Here is a 22,245-nt window from a genome sequence, read left to right as displayed (position 1 = left end):
GAGCACCTTTCTTCATGTACGACACCAACTCCGAAGGAATTACCGTGAAAGCGGCAGGTTAACGCGTGATCCTGGTTGCGGCGCGGTTTTCAAATACCGGCTCACGAACAGCTCGGCGTCACCCACTTCAAGAATCAATAGTGCGCCGGCAGGGAGGCCTCCCACGACCGTTCCGAGCAGACCCTCTACTTCGTTATGCCCCCATGCCTCGTGTCGCTGAAACCGCGGCAGCTTGATCTGCCCCATGCGGATGCGATTGAACCAGTCCTTTACCGATCGATTGCTTGCTTCCATTCGACAACTCCTGTCTGATCTATCGCAGTAATATGGCGGCGCGAAATCAGCCGTGCACTACCGATTGCTCGCCCAAGACGATCTCGGCTCCAGCAACATTCACGATCCGCGTCGCCAGAGTCCGGCGCGCAAGCGACTCCGGCAAAGCTGCTGAGAACTTGAGCCCCCGGACGGCGGCAGTATCGACGGCTGGGAGCGGGCGCCCTGTGGAGCCGGACCTCACCTCAGCTAGACCATCTCGAATATCGGCAACCGACAGATCGCGATGTAGGCGCACCGACTCTGCACCGATTCGCTGGCGGGGGACTACAAGGTTTGACGCCCACGCTGCCAGCGTCCTGTTCGCCCGCGCGCCGGCCCACGTCCACCATCGCCAGTCGTCTCGCTCATCGCGCTCGATGACAAGCGCGCCATCGGAAACATGAGAACGGCGGACGTCGCGTAACGACTCCAAAGTTGCACGTGCACGGCCGGTTAGGGTCACACCTGCTGGGTCCGCGCCGAGTAGCACGTCACGGATTCCGCGAGCAATTTCGATGGAAGCTCCGTCCGGGACCGAGCTCCACTTCGCGCGGCCCTGAATGTCAGTGGCTTCAACGTAAACGTGGCGCCGTTTCCAATCGATGTGAGTAACTTTCCACGAACGTCCTCCGAGCAGCAGAACCCGCGGACCCTCTACCTCATCAGTCAGTACTGCGGTCTCTACAAACCCGATCTCTTGGCGTCCCGCGAGCACGGTGAATTCGGGTGCCGCCGTGAAGACTGCCAAAAGTTCCATGAAATGACGGCGACCAAAGACCTTCTCCGCTTCGATTCCAATGAACGCACTTCCGGCGTCTTGCTCGAGGAAGCCGTTCGAAAGCATGTGATCGAGGATCTGCTGACTTGTTGAGTCGAACAGGGGGAGCGAGCCCCAGGCGGTACGCCAATCAGCGAGCGGCAGTCGTCGTGTCTGGAGCGCAGCCGCCAATATCTGTTGTGCCGCAATGTGCCTTGGTTCAGGCGTCGCTACCACGGGCTCGACCCAGCCCTGCGACCAGCACTGCAGCATTCCTAGCGCTTCGAGTGTCGATTGATCTGTGAGACACAAGAAGAGACAGTTGCGGGTGCTGCCGGCGCGACGACCAGTGCGCCCGAGTCTTTGCAGAAACGAGGACACCGTGCGCGGCGAATTGATCTGGATAACCCGATCGAGGTCACCTACGTCGATGCCCAGCTCCAGCGTTGAGGTCGCAACGATGACGCAATCCCGCGCTTCGGCGAAGGCCTGTTCTGATTCTCGTCGTTCCGCAACTGACAGCGAAGAGTGCGAGACGAAAGTCGTGATTCCTCGATCGCGTACTTGCTTTCCCAACTCCTCGGCGAGCCGTCTCGAGTCGACAAACACGAGCCGCTTCTCACCGGCATGCAGTGCGGCAATCACTTTCGCAGCATTCTCGGAACTGCCGACCGCGTCTACGGTGATGTCGGGACGCTTCGTCGCAACATCCACCGACGGCGCGAGAACCTGGCCCTGACGCTTGTGGCCGCCTTGCAGCCAACCGAGCAGCTCAGCGGGGTTACCAACTGTTGCGGACATCCCGATGCGCTGCAGCGGCCGTCCTAGCAGGGTTTCGATGCGCGCAAGTACCGCCAACAAATGCCATCCGCGGTCGTCACCCGCAAACGCGTGCACTTCGTCGACGACTACGGCTTGAAGACCATCGAGCAGGTCGGCTGCAGCGACGCTCTCTGACACGAGCATCGACTCCAGCGACTCTGGAGTTGTAAGCAGGATGTCAGGGCGTTCGCGTTTGATTTGGGTACGAACGGACGAACTGATGTCGCCGTGCCACGTTTCCGTTTGTCGCCCAACCCAATCCGAGTAGCCAGCGATCCGCGGCTGCAGGTTGTTCAGGAGCGCCTTGAGCGGGCAGATGTAGAGCACTGAAATTCCGGTCCAGCGCTCTGACTCCATCCGAGTCAGTAACGGAAAAATGGCTGCTTCGGTTTTGCCGCCGGCGGTAGGCGCGAGCAGGATCGCATCGGAGCCCGCCGTTATCGGCGCAACGGCCTCATCTTGCAATGGACGCAGGCCATTCCAGCCCAGTGAATTTACGACATGATGTTGCAGAACAGGGTTCAGCTGGTCGAAGCCGCTGGACGTCACAGCTCGACCTCGTCGGCGGTCACTGCTTGCCGCTCGGTGTCGGTCATCTCCTCGGAGCTGAGCGTGAGCGAATAGTGTTGGCGCGGATCGAAGTCCGGGAATTGTTCGACGCGGTCCAGTACGTCGAGGACAAGCTTCTTGAGAAAGAGTCGTGGCGATATACCGACCTTGCCGCCGAGCTTTCCCGCGACAGCTGTGGCGAGTACCGCGATGTAAGCGTCGTCGACGACAGTGCGGACTCGGTCGCCTGCTGACGATCCGTCTGCGAAAACGTCACGAACCCTGATGCCAACCTCGACCAGCCGATCAAAATCGAAGCCCACGAGGCGAATCTGCGGCGCGCGCGGGTTGTCGAACCTGACGTCGGTGGAGAAGTCGGTGTGCAATCGCTGTGCCAGCGGCGGGAGCGATTGGACGCCGACGCGACCGTCGAAGAATGCCGGAGTACCGGTGATCAGTAGGTAGAGGCCTGGATAGCGGCCGGAGTCGAGTTCATCAATCCACTGCCGCAAAGCATTCAGTGCCTTCGCGCGCGCATCGGAACGCATCCGCTGCAGCGTTTCGACTTCGTCGATGACAAGAAGCAGTCCAGGATGGCGGGCTCCCTTGAGCACCGCGAGTAAGCCCTGCAAGAAGCCCATCGCGAGAAAATGGTCGACATCCTGTCGAACGCCGGCGGCGCGTTTGGCGGCAGCACCAACGTGCGGTTGCCCGCCCAGCCATGCGACGAGGGCGTCGGCCGTGGACGCATCCTCTCGTTCGAGCGCAGAGCGGTAGGCGCGCAGGACCATCGGATACACCGGGGTGGCAGTTGCGACTGCGGCAAGCCGGGTTTCGAGCAAAGCCTCGACTTGCTCGACGGTCGCGTCGGGGGTGCCTGCGGCCGCTGCGGCATCTTCTTCGATGCCATAGAGCCAGGCGTCGAGCACACTACGGAACGCAGACGGGGCGAAGGCGGAAGTGCGGAGTGACTCGGTCGTCCGTCGGTAGACCGTCTCGAGCTTGTGCAGCGGTGTTTCGAGTTCGCTTATCTGGACCTCTGCGACAGCAAACCCCTTTCGTAACGCCTGTTGCTGAATCCAGCGCGCGAAGAAGGTCTTGCCGGAACCATACTCGCCGCGAACAGCTTTGAACGCTGCGCCACCGGCAGCAACGGCGTCAAGATCCTCGCTGACCGTATTCGAATACTTGTCGATCCCGACGGCCAATACATCCAAGCTTCCCGATGGGACGGTGCCCTGCCGCAGTGCTTGCAGGATCTCGCGCCGCCGAACGGGCGAAAGTGCGCTCACGGCTTCACCTCGTACTGCTCGAACATCAAGGCAGCCTCGAGCTCGACCTCTATACCGTTCTCACTCAGCGCGACGACACCATCCGCGTTGATGACCTGACTCAGGGCCGCGATGGACTGCCGTGCTCGGAATGCCTTGACCCCCAGTATCTCCGCGGCCTGCGCGAGCGGGATCCGTCCATTTCCGTCGATCAAGGATTGGACCAGCTGACCGATCTGCGGCTTGCCGATGCGAGGCCGGAAAGTGTTGTACTGCTGGGCGAACAGTGGGCTGGCCAATAGCTCTGCGACTCGGTCACGGCCTCCGGCCGAAGGGACCACCGCCATTTCGGGGGTCGAGTCCTGGCCCATGTCGAAGAGCGCGTCGGACTGTTCGTTGGGCTTCGGTGTGGTCTTCCGCTTGGCAGGAGCCGTGGTTGGTTTAGGTGCGGCGACATCGGGGGTCACCTTCGGTGTAGCGCGCTCGGCTTCCCACCAGGTGGGCAAGGGGTTGGGGCGCGACTCGAGTCCTAAATGTGTGGGGACAGCGCCGTTGACCAAGATTGCGACTGGAATCACTACCTCCGCGAGGGTCGCACCGCCGTGGTAGCCAGCTTTGAGACCCGTGTACCGCACTTGCTCGTCTACTGCGAGTACAGCCCGGTGGTCGTCCGTGCGAACGCGATCGCCTTCGACGAGTACTTCGTCGGCCGGAAGGGAGGCAGGATCAACACCGGAAGCGGATCGATACCGCGACGACTCCCTCAGGCCGCGTTGAACGCTGGGTTGTTCGCGTCTCTCGACGACGTGGCCGTGGTCACTGGTCAGCACGACGGTGCGTCCGACGGCCGCCGCCCCGGCGAGCAACGCGTCGAGGTGTTTGAAGCTCGCCGTGGACCAGGTGGAACCGATCGGATCAGAGCGGTCCAAGGCATCGTCTATATCGTTGAGGACGCACGCCACTACGGGCCGTTTGTCGGTGTCTTCAACGGCAATCCGCACTTCCGCTGCGAGAGCGTGCCCGCGCGAGACGGCATCCATCTCGGCCTTGTGGAAGAGCACCTGCCCAGTACCGCGAAGTCCTTTGCTCTGCAGCCACGAACCAAATCCCCTCTCCTCCCGATCCTGAGTTCCAGTGGCAAGAGCACCGGTGAAGAGGGAGCACCGCGAAAATTTGGTGACCGTGGGCAGAACTGCAAGTGCGGCCTGAAGTTGGTCTGACCCTTCGAGCATGCACTCCTGCCATTGCGGCCGATACCGCCGCAACGCGTCGGCGACAACCTCGTTGGCAACATTTGCGCTCATGCCGTCTGCTACGACGAGCAGAACCGGCGAAGGTTTGACTTGGGTGGTCGCTACCCCGGTCGCGCCTGGCCGCGGGGCGGTGAGCGGACGTACGACGCGATCGAGTAGCTCTTCGATCAGGAGAGGCGCTTCGCGGGAACTGCTTCGATGAGTACCGGCCGAAGCGAGCAGGCGTGCGAAGTGACGGTCGGCGCGTGCACGCCGTTCGCGAACTGACACAACAATGAGATGGGCGGCTGCTGCAAGCGTCGTGTTGTCCGCACCAGTGAACGCTGTGTTCACTGCACCGTCAACCCACGAGAGCTCCGATCGGTGATAGGCCAGCCACGTCGCCAGAGTGCTGGGTTCCGAAGGAGGACGTCCAAGCCATCGGAGCAGACGTATGGCTGCGGCGCCGACACGGACATCGCGCGGCGCATCGGCCGTATCCACGTGTGCAGAGCGGTGCGAGACTACGTTTGCCCATGCATTCTCAACCGCCGTTAGATCGCCTGAACTTGATGCTGCGGCAAGCGCAGTGGCGAAGTGAGTAATTCGAGGAGTCAACGCAGACGGCAGCACGTCTGAGCGTGCAATAAGTGTGTCGGCCTGCAACTTCTTGACGAGATCCTCTGCGCGTCTGAGAATCTCGGCCGGTACGTCGATTCCGGCGACAGTCAGGGCCGAGGTGTTTCCCCAGGCTGCGAGCTGTTGGTCGGTGAGGCGGGCAACTCCGTCGAGCTGTACTTCGAGCAGCGTACGGACCTTGATGGAGGTGTCGAGCGGAGCGGGGAATGCCGCAGATATTGCCTTGCCATTGTCGAGCAGCGCTGCCACCAAGCCGAGCGGCACAAGCTGGGCAGGGCCGGTTGTTCTCAGTACGGTTGCGAAAGGTAGTCCAAGGAGGCCCAACCGGCTGCTGAGCCAGTGTAGGAACTCTTCGTACAGTTTGGGATCTGTGCTCGAGCGCCAAGTTTCGAAACGAGCCGCCTCGCTGCTTCCCATCGACCAAAGTGCGACGTTATGCGGCGTGAATTCTGCTGGTGTCAAACCAAATTGGGATCGCGCGATATTTCTGAACAGGTGGTCATTGGTCAGCACCCCGCCGGGCGCGGGAGTCGGTGACGTGCCATCGAGTTCGCGAACAACGGCTCGTGCGCTGTCGTTGTTCAGCGACAGCAGGTTGAACTCCTGCTGCGATGCTTTGAACAGCTCGCGGAGCGTCGGCCATGGATCCAGGTTCGAGAGGCGTTGGGTGGCAAGATGTTCGAGAATTCCAGCGGGTAGCTCAGAGGCACCCCGGTCGGTCAGGATAACAACCCAGTCGGCTCGAGCACGCTCCGTGAGCGCATCTCTCACAGCGAGAACACTGGGTGCAGTGCGGACGCGAATCGTCTGTCCCTGGAGCTCGAATTCGTCGGCACCGGACCAGACAGGCGTTGCTGCGACCGCCACAACGCCGCGTTTGTACCCCTTGCTGCGCAACTGAGCGAGGAGACTGCGAACGCCGGCGAGGTCGGCTTCAGGTAGGTATGCGGCGACCGTCACGGCCTCACCCACGTGATGGTCACGGTGTATGTGGCACTTGGATGTGCATCGAGGAGCTCCTGCATGCGCTGCTCGACTGCGGAAAACCCTTCCTTCCCCCTGACCGTGAATGTCCCAGATTGACCCGTTGGGTCGGGCGAGGGACTGATGACTTGCGGCACTGCAACCGACGGACCTGGACGCGGCGCGGGTGCAACGCCTTCCTCCAGCCACTTGTCGCGTGCGCGGGTAGCAGAACGCAATGCATCAGCTAGCGGGCGCGCAAGTTCATGTCCGACAAAAGCTTCCTTGACTGCGTCGACGATAACGGCGGCTTGACGTCCGCGATCGTCCTCCACCTCGGCGGCTGTGCGCAGAACATTCAACCGGTCGAGGGAGAACTCAGTGACGGCGTCAGCGACGGCACCGGCTGTTGTTAGAGACTTGCTCGCTTCGTGGCCGGTGCCATGAAGCTCGGCGTCGGCTAGCGCTTGCACCAGAGCAATGTTGTCGAGGTGAGTGACTCGGTTGTCGAGGAGTGAAAACAGATCCCGGGCAATGACCAATCGCCCGCCCGTGGCGGGTAGCTGCAGGTATTCGTAAGCCTGGACGAGGGTGTCGACGAGCCGTGAGCGGTCGGCTCGACCCACAGCCGCGTATTCCTGGACTGCGCGTGCGAACACGGCAACGTTTGTTGCCGTGAGGTAGTCGTTGACGTTCTGACCAGTGAGGGCGTTCCACCGACGGCACGCGTCGAGCCACGACTGGCGCTCCGGCAGCGGTTCGAGGCGAAGGGAAGTGCCTCGCCGGAAGTCACCGATGAGGGGTTCGTCAATGGGGGAGGAGTGCAAGAACCACGATCTCTTGGTTTGGGCAGCCCAGGCGCCGGCAGCCAGGTCGATCATGTCGTCGGTCAGGCCGCGGCGCGGACCGCTATTCGCGATCGCAGTGCGCAGCACCTCGATCGCAACCTCAGCGTCTTCGTCTACGGCGGCTTTCGAGAGCTCCTGGGTGATCCGGTTGCGCCAGGTTGCGAAATGTTCTGGCCCGAACAACAAGTGGGTCTCGGTTGCCTTGGCGAGTGCCAACGGCTCGACGACGCGGCGTGCGACGTCGCGCTCACTTCGCTCGAGTGGGATTCTGCCGTCAACTTGGGACTGCGCCTCCCTGAGGCGCCGGAGAACGAGGTTCAGGTCATTGCGGCTTATGAGCTTGTCTGGGGGTGTGAAGTCAGGATGGTCTGGGTAGAATGCATCGAATGCATCGACGAGAAGCCGATTTACGGCCTCGCCGAGGGTGTTTCCGATTGGCGGCTGCACTGCAAAGCTGGCGTGTAGCGACCGTAGTGGTGGCTGTCCGTCAACGAAGTGTGCGCCGGCCGCGACGCCATAGGCCACTTGCACCGCGTTGTTGAGCTGGCCCCGCACCTGTGATTGCTGCTGCTGCAGAATCGAGCGCGCGGCCGCACGGTCGGCTTCGGAGAGCTCATTGGCATATCCAGCCCAACGGTCACCTGCCAGAACGTAATTCAGAGTGACAAGCCGTCCGAGCTGCCGCGTAACTTTCTCGGGGAAGAAGGTGGGGAGCCAGACGACCGTGAATCGGTCCTGGCCAGTGCGAAGCAACTGTTCGACGCGGTCGTGGTCCTCGGCAGTAGAATGGCCGGCGTCGTCGAAGGGTAGATCGACGACCAGCCTGAGTGCGCCGTCGGTTGACGGCCGGAACGCCTCGTCCGGAAGATATCCATGGTCGCGGACATTGCCGAACACCACTTCGACTTGCCGCTGCGTTCCACGCCAAACAATGGACCTGAGCAGTGCGTTGTCGACTGTGTGCGCAGCGCCGACCACGCCGAGGTGCTCAGCAAGCAGATCCCGCATCAGCTCGCGACGACGTCCGTCAGTGTCCTCACCTTGTGCGCGGGCGATGATGCGTTCGTAGTCAACAGATTCAAGGGTGACGGAGATGATCGGGTTGGGATCGTTTGTGACTGACAGCTCAGGAATCTCGGCTGCCCATTGCTTCACTTTGTTCGTGATCTGACCGACTTGGTCACCTGGAATGAGGCTGATCACGCTGCCGTGGTTCAAGGACGCCAAGCGCGAGGCGTCGATCTGCTTGAGCGCTGGCACATTTGGCGCTACCGCGGACATAAGCAAGGTCTTGGCGATCCGGATATCGGCACGCAGCCCTGGCGGTACGTCCTTATCTGCTGTCGTTTCGGGCACGCCGGCATTCTTGAACAGAAGTGGCCGCAACTTGTCAGTCCACAGCGTGCGAGCGGTCTTGAAAGTCTGTGCCGCAGCATCATTGATGGGAGTCGCGTTTGCACTGTCGATGATGTAATCGAAGGCCTCGCCAACAGGAATGACGTTGTCGATGGTGAGGCGGTCCGCGTTGTCTGCGAGCATCTGCTGCATCACTTTGAGCGCTGTGCGTTCGCGCTGCATCTGCCCGGATAGTGATCGCAGCGTGTCAATGAGGGCAGGGGAGAACGGGTAGGTCAGTTTGAACGCATCCGAATCGGAGCCTCGGTGCTGATCGTCGGTATTCACTCCGTCGAGAAGTACGTCCCACACTTTGGGGCTCCGGTCGAGGCGTGTGAAGGCTGTGTCGAGAGCGGCGGTCGCTTCAGGGCCGTCAGGCTGAAGAAGCCTTTTGTGCGCGATATATGGCAGGTTTTCGTCGCCAAGGCGCACGCTGCCGAAGCGCCCGGCTTGGTGCGCGAATGCCTGCTCGAGCGCTTGTTGGGTTGCGCCGGATTCAGGGCCGGTGGTGAGCCATCGGCTCAGGTCGTGCTGGCGCGCAATGAACGAGGCGATCGGCACGGCGAGGCGTCCGCGACTGGTCTCGACGAGCTTGGTGATCTTCTGCACCTCGGCGTTGAATCTCTCGCGTGACGTGATCATGAAGGTCAGCCAGAGCACAAGTTCGTCGAGCATCAATACAACGCCGTCGTAGCCGAGGGATTTGGCGTGGTCGGCGATGACCGCTAGTCCGTCCTCCAATGGCAGCCAGTCGGTGTTGCGGGTGTAGCTCGTGAAGTACGTCGCGATAAGGGCCTGCTGCAGGCGTGCGCGGTTGGCCGGATCTGCATCGGGAGAACTGGCCGTGGCGTAACTCTCGGCATTCCACGTGCCGGTGCCTTGGCCGAGCGCGCCCCAGTTGACTGTGGAGGTCTGCTGACTCGCTGCGCCGCTCAGGGCTGCAAAAAACTTCTCATCGCCTTCTCCGCGGCGCCGGTTTTCCGCATCGGCGAAAAGTCCGCCGGCTGAATGCAATACCGGCGGCAAGGTGTCAGGGTGGAGCTTCGCGATCTGCCGCAGATACTGATCGAACAGTGCCGATTCAACGCTGTCGGCGTCAAGAAAATGGAACGTGAGCCTGAGAAGCTTCGACTCGGTCAGCTTGGGGTGACGGGCGATAACCGGCTGCAGCTCTGGAATCGACAGTGCCTTGGGCGCGTGCCCAAGGATGGCGTGCAGTACCGCCATGAAATGCGACTTACCCGAACCGAACGAGCCTTCCAGATAGGCCGCCTTGTTTTCACCGGTTCGCAGTGCCTCGTCGACGACCGCGAGCGCTGTCTGAAACGCCTCGACCAAGGCCGGGGTGACGACGTAGGAGTCGATCGTGGCCGAAAGCCGTTCCGCCTCGACCGAATCCGAAAGGCGGAGCACATAGTCGTTGGTGCCGTGTGACTCGGAGATCGCGAATGTCTGCCGCAGCGTGCGTGCGGATGAGGTGGCTGTGCCGGAAAAGGTCACTGCTGGGCTGCCTTTCGGCTAGTAGTCTTGCGGCCGCGAACAGATTTGGTCGGTCGCCAGTTGTGAAGGTCGTCAATCGGGACTCCGACTGCTGCGGACTTTTCTGCAAGGTGGCCGGTGAGATACTCAGCTAGGTCGACTCCGAGATTCTGGTCGACGCCCGAATGCCACTGCCTAACCCAGGGGAGTACCTCTGCGATGCCGGCAACAATAGGTACGAGGCCGGTGAGCGATGTGCCTTCGGTTTCGCGGAGTGCATAGATGGTCGCGAGTGCGAGTCCTTGTTGAGCGTGATTCCACCCCGCCCAGCCGAGTAGCGGGGTGGGGTCGGTGTCGCGCCCAGCGCCAGGGTAGGCGATGAACCGCTCTTTCGGCACGTCTAATTTTCCGCGGTGCGACCAGTACGACTGCTTGACGAAGTCGGTGCCGGTGTATTTCGGTGGGACTGGGATATCGGTGGCCTGGATCAGGCCCGCGTCTTCGTCGCGCTGCATGTCCCAGACACGTTCCCACTCAGCACGTTTGCGTAAACCGGGGTCTTTGTAACGCATAGCAGCGAGGTACGGGACAGCCTCGTCGGCGAGCAACGACACGAGGGATGCAGTGACGGGAGCATCTTTCTGGTCCGCCCAGAGGTCGAGTGCCTCGATGAACTCTGCGTTCTTCTCGACGTAACCAGCAAGCTCTCCCACCGATCGAGGTTGCGGCGTGCCTTGCTGAGTGAACCACAGCGAGGGATCTTCGAGTCTGTCGAGCAGCCAGTCTTTCAGTGCACGTTGGAGTTTGGTGTCCCAACTGTCACCTGCCCATCGGCGCTTGTATTCGGGGCGCTCGAGAAGCCGGATGAATGGGTTGGACTCGATTGCGGCGAGACGCTTTTCAACGAGTTCGCGATACTCAGCTAGCCAGTGCGAAGGGATTTCGGTGATGGGTGTCGAGTCGTGCCGGGTGAACCACGCGGTTTCAGTCTCGCCAGCCGCCATCTTGCGGGCGAGTACGATTTCAAAGGCGCGCTCGCCCAAAGCAATGCCGGGCGCCTGCTGCGCCTGGAGCGTGAGTTCGTCGTCGATGAGGCCGTAATTGCAGTAGACCTCCCAGTCGAGTTCTTCCTGCTCGGCGATCATCATTGCGTGGATCCGCTCGTGATCGGCGCGTGCAGTATCGATTGTGGGGCGGGTAGCCCTGTAGGCGTCAAGCGCCGCCGCGGGTTCCCGAGTGGCGAGCTGTTGGGCGAGGGTGTCGATGCGGCGTCCACGTTCGAGGGGCGCGATCTTGGGGAGAGGAAAGTCTTGGAGAGTGGTACCGGTGAATTCGTAACGAGGTTCCCACGACTCATCTCCGATGCCCCCGCCAATGCCGCCGTTCCCTTTATTGTGGCTATTCTGCTTGAGCCAAAAGCAGGCGGTCGAGCTGTTTAGGGTGCCGAGCAGGCGGAGGTGGTCGTCCTCGGTCGCATCCTTCGGCAATTTGATCACCGGGGCGGAACGAATAAATAATGAACCTGTACGTTCGAGTAGAAAATGATTATGAGTACTGACAAACGCAAAACTTATGATCATTGGCGCTACAAATCTACGTTTGTTTAGTTGTGAGAACTCCCACCATTGTAGACCTTGCTCCTCTTGATTCCCCGAAAGAGCTATCCGATTTCTTAGGAGGACGCGGACAGTCCAGAGGAGCTGTTCCGAGGCTGGGTCAATTGACGCGTCACCCTTTTGGCTGTATGTGCACAGCGCAAACCGGCTCCGGTCCGCGTTCCAGTCGCGAACCATCCACCCCGCGATGAATGGCCGCTGTAGCTCGGCTTTGATTCTTAGTCGCCGCATCGTGGGGAGTCCCAGATCATAGGCATCGTCTTCTCTAGTAACAGCCATAAAGCCAAGGTCGGTTGTCAAGTCTCCAAGGGTTAGTTGGGATGGACCGTCTAATGCGCTCAGAAGCTCTACGGCACCGCCTCCCGTCAGGCTCCAAGGGTGCGACCGAAAATATTCCCGTGGGATATCGGCCACAGAGATCCAGGGGCTCTCGTAGCCAGGCTGGTCAATGTGGCTGGCAATCTCGGTCCATACTTGTCCACTCGCTGCGTCTATCGGTGTTCCCGGCTCACCTTGTACGCCAAGTACCGCGCGAACTGTGTTTCTAGCGGCCGATCGATTTCGACCCACGAGAATTAATGTGGGCGTTCCGTGTCCAGGAATGTACGCGCCTGAAGTGTCCGCAACAAGCTGGAGGTCTTTCTTCGTCAAGAACTGCTCTATCAGAGGCGCTCCAAATTCGCGCTTCATGAATGAATTTGAAGTTATCTGGCCAACCCAGCCTGCGCGCTCACCACATTTCGCCAGCTGAAAGAACCGCTCCATGAACGGCACTGTAAGCGCATACTGAGCCTTGCAATAGTGGTAGATCTCTCGGTATCGGATATTCAGCGCTTTATCTTTTACCTGAATGTATGGCGGGTTCCCAATAACGGCGTCGTACTGGCCTGGCGCCAAAAATTTGCTCAGGACTGCTGCATCCTCGGTGCTGTAGGTGAAACCCGCTGCAACGGCATCCTTGTCAAAAGAACTATCGCCGTAATCGAATGCGTCTTTACCGCCCTGCTCCGGCCCGTGCAGCAGAGAATCTCCTGCGGCAAGATTCAGGGTGAACCTCGGCGCCTTTATCAACGACTTCTCGTCACAGGCCTGAAGAGCCGTGACGATAAGCCGGAACTTGGCGATGGCGACAGCAAATGGATTGAGGTCCACGCCGTAAACAGAGGCGAGTGCTTTGTTGACACGGGTGCGCAACTCGAGACCAGGTGCCTCCTTATGCCATTGCTCGACTAGTCTGGCGAATGCGCCAAGTAGGAAATGCCCACTGCCGCAGGTGGGGTCGATGATTTTGAAGCCTTCGAGTGGTCGGTCTCTGAGCGCAGGTTCGAGGGTGCGGTCGAGGATGAACTCCTCGACGAATTCAGGAGTCTGCAGCAGTGCGTACTTCTTTTTCGCGTATTCGGATAAGTCCTGATACAGGTCGCCGAGGAATCGTGTGGAGAGAGCGTCGTCCGCGAAAGACCAGATCAGTTCGCCGTCGTCTCCTGTCTGCCGCCAGAATGCCAGAAGTTGTTGCACCGCGTCAGATGAAGGCGCTGCAATATTCAGTCCGGCATGATCGTCGACCAGCGCTTGAGTGGCGGGACAATCGCGTAGGGCGTTGAACGACTCTTCGAGCCATTCGCGGTACGAAAGGTCCTGATGCGCACGATAGAAGGCATTCTCGGCGTCCTCCGCGCGCTGGCGAAGTCCTCGATCCGGGCCTGCGATCCAGACTGCAGTGTCACCTAGCAGGAGATTGTCTTCGCAGAAGCGTACGAACACCGAGGTAAGAAGCCATCCGACAGCAGCTTGGGTAAGCTGGTCTTCCGACCAATCTGTCCACGATCCGGCCGTTCGCTTCTGTGCAACAGCTTGTCGATGCGTGGCACGCCAGCGCTCAAGCTCTTCGGTGTTCGATTCGAGCCGAGCCCGTATGTCATCGACCAGCAGAGCCACCTGCGGCTTCAACGCAGCCGTCAACTGGGCCCCAGCAAGGGTGGCCAATGCCATCAGATGTGCTCCTTCAATCGACTGCTTGAATCCTGGCTGGCGGCTGGGCTCGCGAGGAGTACTGCTACCTCGTCAGCTCTAACCTGGACGAACTGCTCCGGGCTATTCAGCGGAAGCGAGATGCCGTCGACGCGCGCACCAGGAAGCCCCCCCGACTCCTCCCGCTGCGGCACCAGCACCCACACGGCGTGCTTCGGTGGCGAGGCCAAGTCGGCCCATGTATGAATAACTCCAAGTTGGCCGTACGCCGCCAAGGTCGTTAAGTCGGTCAGCACAACGGGACTACCCTCGCTGGAGACGGTCTCAATTAGAGTCGGAACAGCCTGCGAAACAAAGCCTTTCAGATTTCCACGATCGGCTGCGGCTCCAGCGTCTGCCGCTAGGATCTCGCTCCAATCGATTCCGGCCTCCGTCGCCCGCCGACGAAGCTCGTTGAGCAGAAGATCCGTGACATCGATGTGCTGTGCACCAAACTGCGCGACGAGCGCACTAGCAATGGCGTCTGAGGCACCAAGAGGAATGCCGAGGGCGCGGAAGTTGTGTTCCCGAACGCTCGATGTGAGTACGAACTCAATGTCGGTAGTGCCCGGCTCGCGATGTTGGTTCGTCGCCGTACGAGTATGGCGAGTCGGCACGTGCGAGGCTGGATCGACGGACTCTGTGAATGCGTATCTGCTGGCCGAGCCATCCCAGTGCATGTCAGGCAGTAGCCCAAACACCACATCATCTAAGTCCGGGCGCCGAGGAAGTGCCTTACCCAGGGCCGGGAACCTGGCTGTGAGACGCGATTCCAGCTCCGCTCGACTGAACGAGTCGGATCTCGACAATCCGCGAAGCAGAAATCGGAGGGACTCCACGATCGGTAACTCGCGTGCATGCAATTCATCGCGGGCGGAGAGTGCGACCTCCTTGGAACCGACCGCCGCGATGCGTAGCAGAACGTGGCCCGGAATCTCGACCTCGCTCGGGGCGATGTCGAGAACCGTCGCGGTCGCGGCACGGAGCGGAAGCTCGGCCTCAGCGGGCGATACCAAGAGAGAACCCTGAGAAGACGATTCGGCCACTATCCTCTCTGCGTCCAACGAGAGGACTGCTGGAAGCCTACGGGAGATTGCGGCCGTCGAAATCATTGCGACAGTTCCTGATCCGTGGCGCCGAACCATATGCAGCGTGCTGTCGGTGCTTGAATCGGCGTCGCCATCATCGCTTGGCGCAGGCTGCGAAGCCATCAGCAGGCGCAGGACTCCCAGTGCCGTTCGCTGGGGATTGCTCGAATCGTCGGAATACATCGAGCCAATGAGTTCTCGGGCCAACAGGTCTGGCGTGCTCGCCCCTCCGGACGCTTCCAGCAAGTTCTGCAGCCGTTTGTAGAGTTCGCGGACCGTCGCGATTAATTGAGGGTTCTTATCCCAGAGGTCGGAGAACTCACCGAAGATCTGCGCAATTCGCCCGGACGTCACGTTCGCGAGCGGGGACAGTATTTGATACGTGACGAAAGGATCTTCGGGAGACTGCCCATGTGCGCCGAGCACCAGTTCCACCACTTGCCGGCGGATTGTGGTCGATTTGGTGCCCGCTGCCCGCGCGAACTCCGCTGCGAGAAGGCTCAACGAGGTGATTGTTGGGACGTTGACAGTAGGGACGTCGAGTGTGCGTGCAGGCGCCGCGATCTCCCGCCTCTTTGCAGGCTGCGGCTCTTCCGGGCGGGGTGTCGAGTCGGCCTCGTGTGCCTTGAATACGCCAGCCCAAGCTTCACGCATCGCTGCCGCGGTGTCGAAGCGGCTCTTCGCGCTTCGCGCCAGCGCGATTCGAAAGAACTGGACCAGCGCCTCCGCGCGGGTGCGGCTGAGACCTCCCGCAGTGAAGTCCTCGGGTGTCACTGTGACTTCGTCATGCAGCACGCCTGGATCGCTGACGCCGTCCCCGTACGCGGGCGTCGATGCTGTAGCCATTTCGAACAGAACCACTGCCGCTGAGTATCGCTCTGCTGCAGAGTCGAACGACATACGTAATCCGGTACCCAGGAATGGATCTCGGTATGGTGGCGTCCCCGCATCCAACTGATCAACGGGTGCGCGGGACAGGGAAAAGTCGAACAGGGCAAGCCGTGCCTTAGCGGCCCGCGACTTGCCCTCTGGCTTAGATAGTCCAAGATTCGAAGGTTTGATATCGCGATGCGTGATGCCCGCGGAATCCAGAGCTACGACGGAATCAAGAAGCTCGAGTCCCCAAGACCGCAACTGGCCCTCGCCGAGTGGGGTGTAGCGGACGACATCTGCCAGCGTCTGTTCGCCGCCGTTGCTCAACAACAGCGCGGTGCGGTTTGCCGCCAGCTCGAGTGGTCCCTCGATCAATTCCACGACGCCGGGCACGGGGGGCTGCTGTTGGGCAAGGCGAGTAAGCACTTCGGCTTCGTCTCTCAGACGGCTGACAGCGCTGTCGTCGAGGCCGACCTTTAGAACTCGCAAACGATCGTCATGGTCACGGTCGATAACAAGGACGCCGCGCGCAGTAGAACCTGAGCCGAGAACGCGTACGACCTCGAACCGATCATTAAGCAAAGCGCCAGGCGTTGGGTTGAGGGGATCGGCTTCCTGCTCCGTAGGAGCAAATTGCTGACGGTGACGGTAGTCGCCCAACGCAGTTGCGAACTGTTGTGCGCCGAATCCGGGTCGCCCGGTCTTCTTGTCGGTCTCGACTCGTTTGGTGACCGAAGGCTGGGTCGCCTGCAGCACTAGCTTGCGGAGAGTCTCGTCGACGAATCGTCCGCCCGATGCCGCGAGGTCGAGGCCCTGTTCCTGGCGTAGCCGCTCAAGCAGTGCAGGGCGGTCTCTGGCTGGCGCCTGACCGCCTGATAGGAGAAAGTACGCCAGAGCGCCGAGTGAGAAGACGTCGAGCGCAAGCCGGTCGGCGTCGGGAGCCCAGCGATCTTCGGGAGCCTGATAGACGTCGTCGGCGGGAGCGCTGCTCGATGTCGCTGTGCCAAGCATCGTTGGCGAGCGAGTATCGGCGCTGTGTACACGTCCGGCCCATGACCAGTCTGCAAGCCGGATCTTCACGGTGCCCGCGTCGAGGTCGTCAGTGTGGATCAGCACGGTGCTCGGGCCTAGGCCGCGATGGGCTACCTGGTTTCGGTGCGCGTACCCCACAGCATCCGCGATCTGCGTGAGAATCAGAAGCTGCTGTTCGGCGGTAAGGGTGCGAGTGGCGAGGGCTAGATCGAGCGGCTCGTATCCGGGGGTGTCCGCATAGACGATGACAGTGTTGCCATCGTCGTCCTGTACCAGATCCCTTGGCGCCACGATGCTTTCGTGGCGAAGGGAGCTGAGTAGTGAGTATTCGCGCTCGATCTTGCGATAGGCAGCAGCGCGGGTGTTGTCGGGGGTTCCTTTCCGAAAAGAGACAACGCGTGCCCTGCCCGTGGCCTGCGTGGCTTTGTGGGTGGCGGCCCATTCCTGCCAGTCGTCGCCGGTGGCGAGCGGCGTGCCGGTGATGGTCCACGAGCCGGCGTCTCGCTCGGTGCGCCGCGTTATTCCCAGTTCGCGCAAGGCAAGCGCGATGATGACACTCAGGTCCTCGTCGATTCGTCTGCTATCGGTTGGGGGCTCGAGCAGGCGAGTAGAAATGCCGGGGAGTCCCGTGGTTTTTTCCTGCCCGTCCGGACCGAAAAGGCTCGACTTGGCAAGCTCGGGCAGATCCGTTGTGAACGGCGAACCATGGAGAAAGACTGACTCTTGGACGAAGGGCAGCGCGCGGCGAACCTTCTCGGGGTTGAGCCCGTGCGCGATCGCAACCTTGCGGGCTTCCTCTTCGATCCGGGTAGCTAGTCGCTGGGCTTTGCGTCGAGTAACGAGCAGCGGCGACCTTTGAGTTCGGATTTTTCCGCCCGGGGTCTTGCGAACCCAGCTGCTCTCGGTTCCTCGCAGCTCGCCCGAATAGCTTTTGAGTTCGACAAGATGTAACCGTCGCCGCCCGAGGACGAGAGCATCGATCTCGTGCCACTGGCCGTGGTTGTCCATGAACTCGAAGTTGGTCCAGGCACGGTAAGGAGCGGCCTTCGGAAGTATCTTCCGAAGCATTTCGAGTCCGGCAGCCTCGTGCGCAAAGGCAGACTTCGAGACTTCGATCCAGCGATCTCCCCCCTCAGGCACAGTTCTCCTTCGCAAAACTCACTAGGCGCTATCGCAGACTAGCAACTGAACCGCAGGGCTATATGTCCGTTGCACGACTCAGGTGCGTCGCACCATCGCGAATCGCCCGTTCGAAACTCGACCGATTGGTCTGTCGGTTGATTCCGGGTGGTGAAGGTGAGGCGCCGGTTATGACTTTGACGCCGTTTCTTCGACCAAGGAGGCGATGGTCCCAGCCATCTTGAGCCGGACCGCCATGGAGTACAACGACTTTCAAGTTCGGAAGGAGCGAGAGCACACGAGGTGTGTATGGTGCGGCACGGCGAAGCTCAGATGGAGACGGATTCTTGCCGTCTATCGGGAACGGGCAGATGTTCCACGCAACGCATCGTGACCGCGCGATGTCGTTCCGCCTGCAGGCGTCGAAGATGTTCGCCGCCCCGTCATCGTCGTTGTCGAGGCTCAGAAAGCGCGTATTCGTTAAGCGCGGATCCGCATCTGCCTCTGGCGCCTTCATGACAAAGAGAAGCTCGGCGTTGATGCCACCGAACAGCGGGTCGTTGAGCGGAAGGTTCGGAGACCCCACGTCGAGACCGATCTCCTTGATCAACGCGTTGATCGGCGCTACGTGGGGGAGCGTCGCGTCCCGCGCTCGCTCCTGCCGAACTCTATGGCTGGCAAGCGACCTTGGCGAATTCGGTTCTATCATCGTCCCTCAACATTTTCGAGTCGATGGTCAATCGCGGACGGATCGACCTTGTTACTGCAGCGCCGGTTGGGCGATCCGGTATCAGGTGGAAGTCGCACCTAATCGACACCCTTTGAAGAGCAAGCTGCCGAATTGGTGTCTTTCTCTGCTATCCCGGCGCGGCCGATGTTGTCCATGTGCACGACTCCCAGTGCCTCAGCAGCGCATCGGAATTGGGCCTGACGGAAGGGTCCTTGGGCGCACGGAGTTGCTGGCCCTCCAGCTCTCCGTACTCCGAAGTGCGCAGCGTGGGTAGCACGTGGATCATGCCGTGCGCGTCGACCGCAATCCTCTGCAAGTCGAACAACGTGTGAATGTCGGCGCGCAGCAAGAGTCCGTTGGACACGTGATTTGTATGGTCACCGAAGTATCGGTCGATGTGTGCGGCCTCGAGGACTGCGAGCACCTGCGATCCGGTGACCGCGCAGCGGCCTTCATACGCGTCGACAAGGGCGTCTCGGAACGCGCCTTGGCCGCGACGAACCGCGATCACTTGCTGCGCAAACTTCCGCAGATCTAGGCCTGGTTCGTGCTGAGCACCGATTGGGAACGCAACGTCTCTGCGGTCTGAGCTCGAGACAACTACTTCGCCGAAGAGCGATTTCAGGAAGGCCTGCTGTTTAGGGTCCTTGATCTCAACGCGCCCGTTGCTGGCCGGAATGGGCCGTGGGACTCCTTGAAGCTCCTGCCATGACGCGGCACGGTCTGGCTTCCGGCTGACAACGTCGAGTTCGAATCGGTAGTTGTACTTACCGTCGATCACGTCGTGCCATCGCGCCCGTTTGGACGACGCCAGGATAGGTTGCATCGACGACGTCGCCCGAGTCCACATGACGAGGCCGGTCTTCGCTAACCAGAAGTAGACGTCGTCTCCTGTTCGGATGTCGACGTTCGGTCGCGTATCCCACAGACCATCCTCGACCGCGAAGTCCAAATGATCTGGATACGTATCGGACACAACAAGAATCCAACTCGACAATGCACTGTGCCTAACCGGTATCGCACCGGGTGGGGGCATGTCCTGTCGCGGAAGCCCGTCGGGCCGTGCTCGTTTTTCTAACTACATGGTGGTCGAACTCAGGAGTCGGAAATCAGCCCGCGTAACGCGAGACGTGTTGCGGGATCGGTTGAATAGACGACGGTGCCGACCATGCCGCGCGTGAGCAGCACTTTGTATACATTCCGCACGAGCCGGTCGAATTGCACGTCGGAAACTCTTGTCTTGCTTCGTAGGTCGGGATCTCGATTGGCACCGCGAACTGTGACGAAGCGCCCGTCTCTCCATACGAGATCCGGACCCAGGATCACGCCGTTCCAGTCGTATTCGAAACCTTGCGCCGTATATACGCAGCCGACCTGATCGAAGCCGCCGTCCTCGGTAGCCCATAATGAGGACGGCGGTGCGGCGCCGATTCGCCTGTCACTCTTGCTATTCCAGGGCCGTGCCCAGTCGCCGATTCGGACATCGGCGATCAGCGAACCGTCCTTTTGCGCATCGCTCCACTGCCAGCAATAGCCAGCGGTCATTCGCGCCGAGTGTCCTCGAGACATCTGCTGTCGCAGTAGGTGTTCAACTTCCTCCGGGGAATCTGCGACCTGAACCGAAAACTCCGGATGCCCAGACCATTTGACTGGTCTGTCATCGATAAGTCCGAGAAGTTGTTTCGCCCACTGCACGTATTCCGAGCTGCCTCCGCACCGAAACTGCTCCCCGAGATGCACATGCTGCGTGTCCAGGCCGAGTGAGCGCGCATATGCCTTTATTTGCTTGACGGTGCCCATCTCGCCGGGCCGAACGATTTGATGCTCGTCGAGTAGAAACACGGGAACTCTTGCAGCGGAGATGAGTTCGTCCACTTGCGGTCGTTCTGTTCGGTGTTCGGCTTTGGTGTAGCGATTGGCAGAAGTCGCGCGAATACGGTGCGCCTCGTCCAAGAGCAGTACGTCGATGCCGTTCTGCTCTGCGTCGATGAACTGGTTGAAGTACTTGAACATCTTTTGCACTCGCGGTGCGCGTCTTCCGGCTACTCGTCGGAGCGTCGTCGTGAATGAACGTGAACCGGTGGCGTGCAGGACAGTTCGGCCGCGGCGCGCAAGTTCACCTAGCAGCGATAACGCGATGACACTCTTGCCGCTTCCCGGCCCACCGGTGATAACGATGACGCGCTTTGTGTCGTTTGCTTGAGCCTGCTCGATCGCGTGCAGCACAAGATCAACCGCGAGCTGCTGATTGCCGAGCAGCCGAAACTGCCCTCGGTTCTGCACTTCCGCGGCTGCGACAGCGAGCAATTGACGTGACGGAGCCACTGAGGTCCGGATCAATGTGTCAGCAGCGGCGCTACCCCTGATACCTGGCGTGAGGCGCGATCGAAGGAAGTCGATCATGGCGACTCGATCGGAGGCGGTGAACAGTGTTCCAGTCGTACTAACCGGAAACGAACGGAGATCTGCGGTAGCGTCTGGGTCAGTTGCGTTGTGCAGAAACGCAATCCCGGCAAGGGAGTCTGGCTGGTCGCGAAGAGCGCCGGCAAAATCGGCGAGGTATTCGCAGTAGCCGCGGACTTGAGCGACTGGGTGGAGTCGCGGTCCGCCTGCCATGCCGCGAACCTCTACGAGTTCGTCGTTGTCCTCCCAATGGAAAGCTGAAGACCATTGCTTCAGCTCCACTACGACGTAGGACGCCGCGCCAGTCTTCGGGTGAGTTCCAGCAAGGACAATGTCAGCGCGCTGCGACGTCAGGGGTAGTTGGTACTCGATCAGCATGTCGACGGAACCCAGGTCTGCGTCCTGCAGAGTGCGGGCAAGAATCGGTAGGCTTTCGCTCCACGACCGGCGTTCGGCCTCACCGACCCGGTGGCCGGCCTGGGAAATCATCTGCTCGACCAACTGCTCCGCCAGCGAATCGGGGTGGGCAATGCCCGCGACCCGATCGGCTGTTGTGCGTAGCAATGTCACAGAAATGTCCCCCAGGCAGCACGAATTAACGTGCGGATGGGGACATGTCCTCGGCGTGCAGCAGCACATTGGAAGTCCGTCGGACCGCGGGTGTCAGGCTATCTGACTTTGAAATTCGCTGTGCGGAGGACAGTCTTGGGAGTCGCGCAGGTGACCACGGCACCGCCCTGACCTGTGAAGAGTGTTTTCGTGGGGGCGGGTGCTGAAACGGGCATAGTTGTCGGACGCCGCATCTACGATGATCCCGCCGACCGGAGAGGAACTAATGCCAGACTCGAGCGTCCTATCGAGAAGTCGCTATCGGACGTCGTACTTGCCATCATCGACGGTGACAACGACCTTGACGACGCCGCCAGGTTCCTCGGCTTTGCGTCGATGACGACCGACAGTGCTCTCGAGACGGGATGACTCCGGCGCGAGTGAGCGTCCAGATACGGAGAAAACGTCGGTATGCCAACTTCGACTGTGTGTCAACTAGCCTGCCGCTTTCACGGTAATTCCTTCGGAGTTGGTGTCGTACATGAAGAAAGGTGC

Annotated in this window: 11 protein-coding genes; 1 reads left to right on the top strand and 10 read right to left on the bottom strand. The window is 60.6% G+C overall.

Annotated elements, in window-relative coordinates; all coding sequences use genetic code 11:
* Positions 1-39 precede the first annotated feature (39 nt).
* The 10 genes from ACHIRB_RS17625 to ACHIRB_RS17580 form a co-directional block, all read right to left on the bottom strand.
* Positions 40-294, bottom strand: coding sequence for a hypothetical protein (locus ACHIRB_RS17625; protein WP_395126282.1), 255 nt, complete (start codon positions 292-294; stop codon positions 40-42).
* A gap of 46 nt (positions 295-340) precedes the next feature.
* Positions 341-2,443: a DEAD/DEAH box helicase gene (locus ACHIRB_RS17620; RefSeq protein WP_395126281.1), complete on the bottom strand. Its 2,103-nt coding sequence runs from the start codon at positions 2,441-2,443 to the stop codon at positions 341-343.
* A complete protein-coding gene (brxD, locus tag ACHIRB_RS17615) occupies positions 2,440-3,735 on the bottom strand; it encodes a BREX system ATP-binding protein BrxD (RefSeq protein WP_395126280.1) in 1,296 nt (431 codons plus the stop codon). Before brxD ends, ACHIRB_RS17620 begins: the two co-directional genes overlap by 4 nt.
* Positions 3,732-6,545, bottom strand: coding sequence for a BREX-2 system phosphatase PglZ (pglZ, locus tag ACHIRB_RS17610; protein WP_395126279.1), 2,814 nt, complete (start codon positions 6,543-6,545; stop codon positions 3,732-3,734). The genes brxD and pglZ overlap by 4 nt, the downstream gene beginning before the upstream one ends.
* Positions 6,542-10,291: a DUF6079 family protein gene (locus ACHIRB_RS17605; protein WP_395126278.1), complete on the bottom strand. Its 3,750-nt coding sequence runs from the start codon at positions 10,289-10,291 to the stop codon at positions 6,542-6,544. The genes pglZ and ACHIRB_RS17605 overlap by 4 nt, the downstream gene beginning before the upstream one ends.
* Complete coding sequence (gene pglX, locus ACHIRB_RS17600) at positions 10,288-13,878, bottom strand: BREX-2 system adenine-specific DNA-methyltransferase PglX (RefSeq protein WP_395126277.1); 3,591 nt, start codon at positions 13,876-13,878, stop codon at positions 10,288-10,290. The genes ACHIRB_RS17605 and pglX overlap by 4 nt, the downstream gene beginning before the upstream one ends.
* Positions 13,878-18,029 carry a protein kinase domain-containing protein gene (locus tag ACHIRB_RS17595; RefSeq protein WP_395126276.1) on the bottom strand — a complete coding sequence of 1,384 codons (4,152 nt, stop codon included), beginning with the start codon at positions 18,027-18,029 and terminating at the stop codon, positions 13,878-13,880. Before ACHIRB_RS17595 ends, pglX begins: the two co-directional genes overlap by 1 nt.
* Before the next feature lie 58 nt (positions 18,030-18,087).
* On the bottom strand, positions 18,088-18,618 hold the full coding sequence (locus ACHIRB_RS17590) for a uracil-DNA glycosylase family protein (protein ID WP_395126275.1): 531 nt from the start codon (positions 18,616-18,618) through the stop codon (positions 18,088-18,090).
* A 247-nt stretch (positions 18,619-18,865) separates the two neighbouring features.
* The gene (locus ACHIRB_RS17585) at positions 18,866-19,714 is read right to left on the bottom strand and encodes an HNH endonuclease (RefSeq protein WP_395126273.1); all 849 of its coding nucleotides are present in this window, start codon (positions 19,712-19,714) and stop codon (positions 18,866-18,868) included.
* 119 nt (positions 19,715-19,833) lie between these two features.
* Positions 19,834-21,711: a DNA/RNA helicase domain-containing protein gene (locus ACHIRB_RS17580; protein ID WP_395126272.1), complete on the bottom strand. Its 1,878-nt coding sequence runs from the start codon at positions 21,709-21,711 to the stop codon at positions 19,834-19,836.
* 189 nt (positions 21,712-21,900) lie between these two features.
* Between ACHIRB_RS17580 and ACHIRB_RS17575 the strand changes: the two genes are divergently transcribed.
* Entirely contained in the window at positions 21,901-22,119 is a 219-nt protein-coding gene (locus ACHIRB_RS17575) for a hypothetical protein (protein WP_395126271.1), read from the top strand.
* The last annotated feature ends 126 nt before the right edge of the window (positions 22,120-22,245 follow it).

It is taken from the genome of Antrihabitans spumae (assembly GCF_043944905.1).
GTDB classification, from domain to species: Bacteria; Actinomycetota; Actinomycetes; order Mycobacteriales; family Mycobacteriaceae; genus Antrihabitans; species Antrihabitans spumae.
Note: the sequence above shows the minus strand (reverse complement) of the source record. Positions and strands in the feature narration are given on the sequence as shown.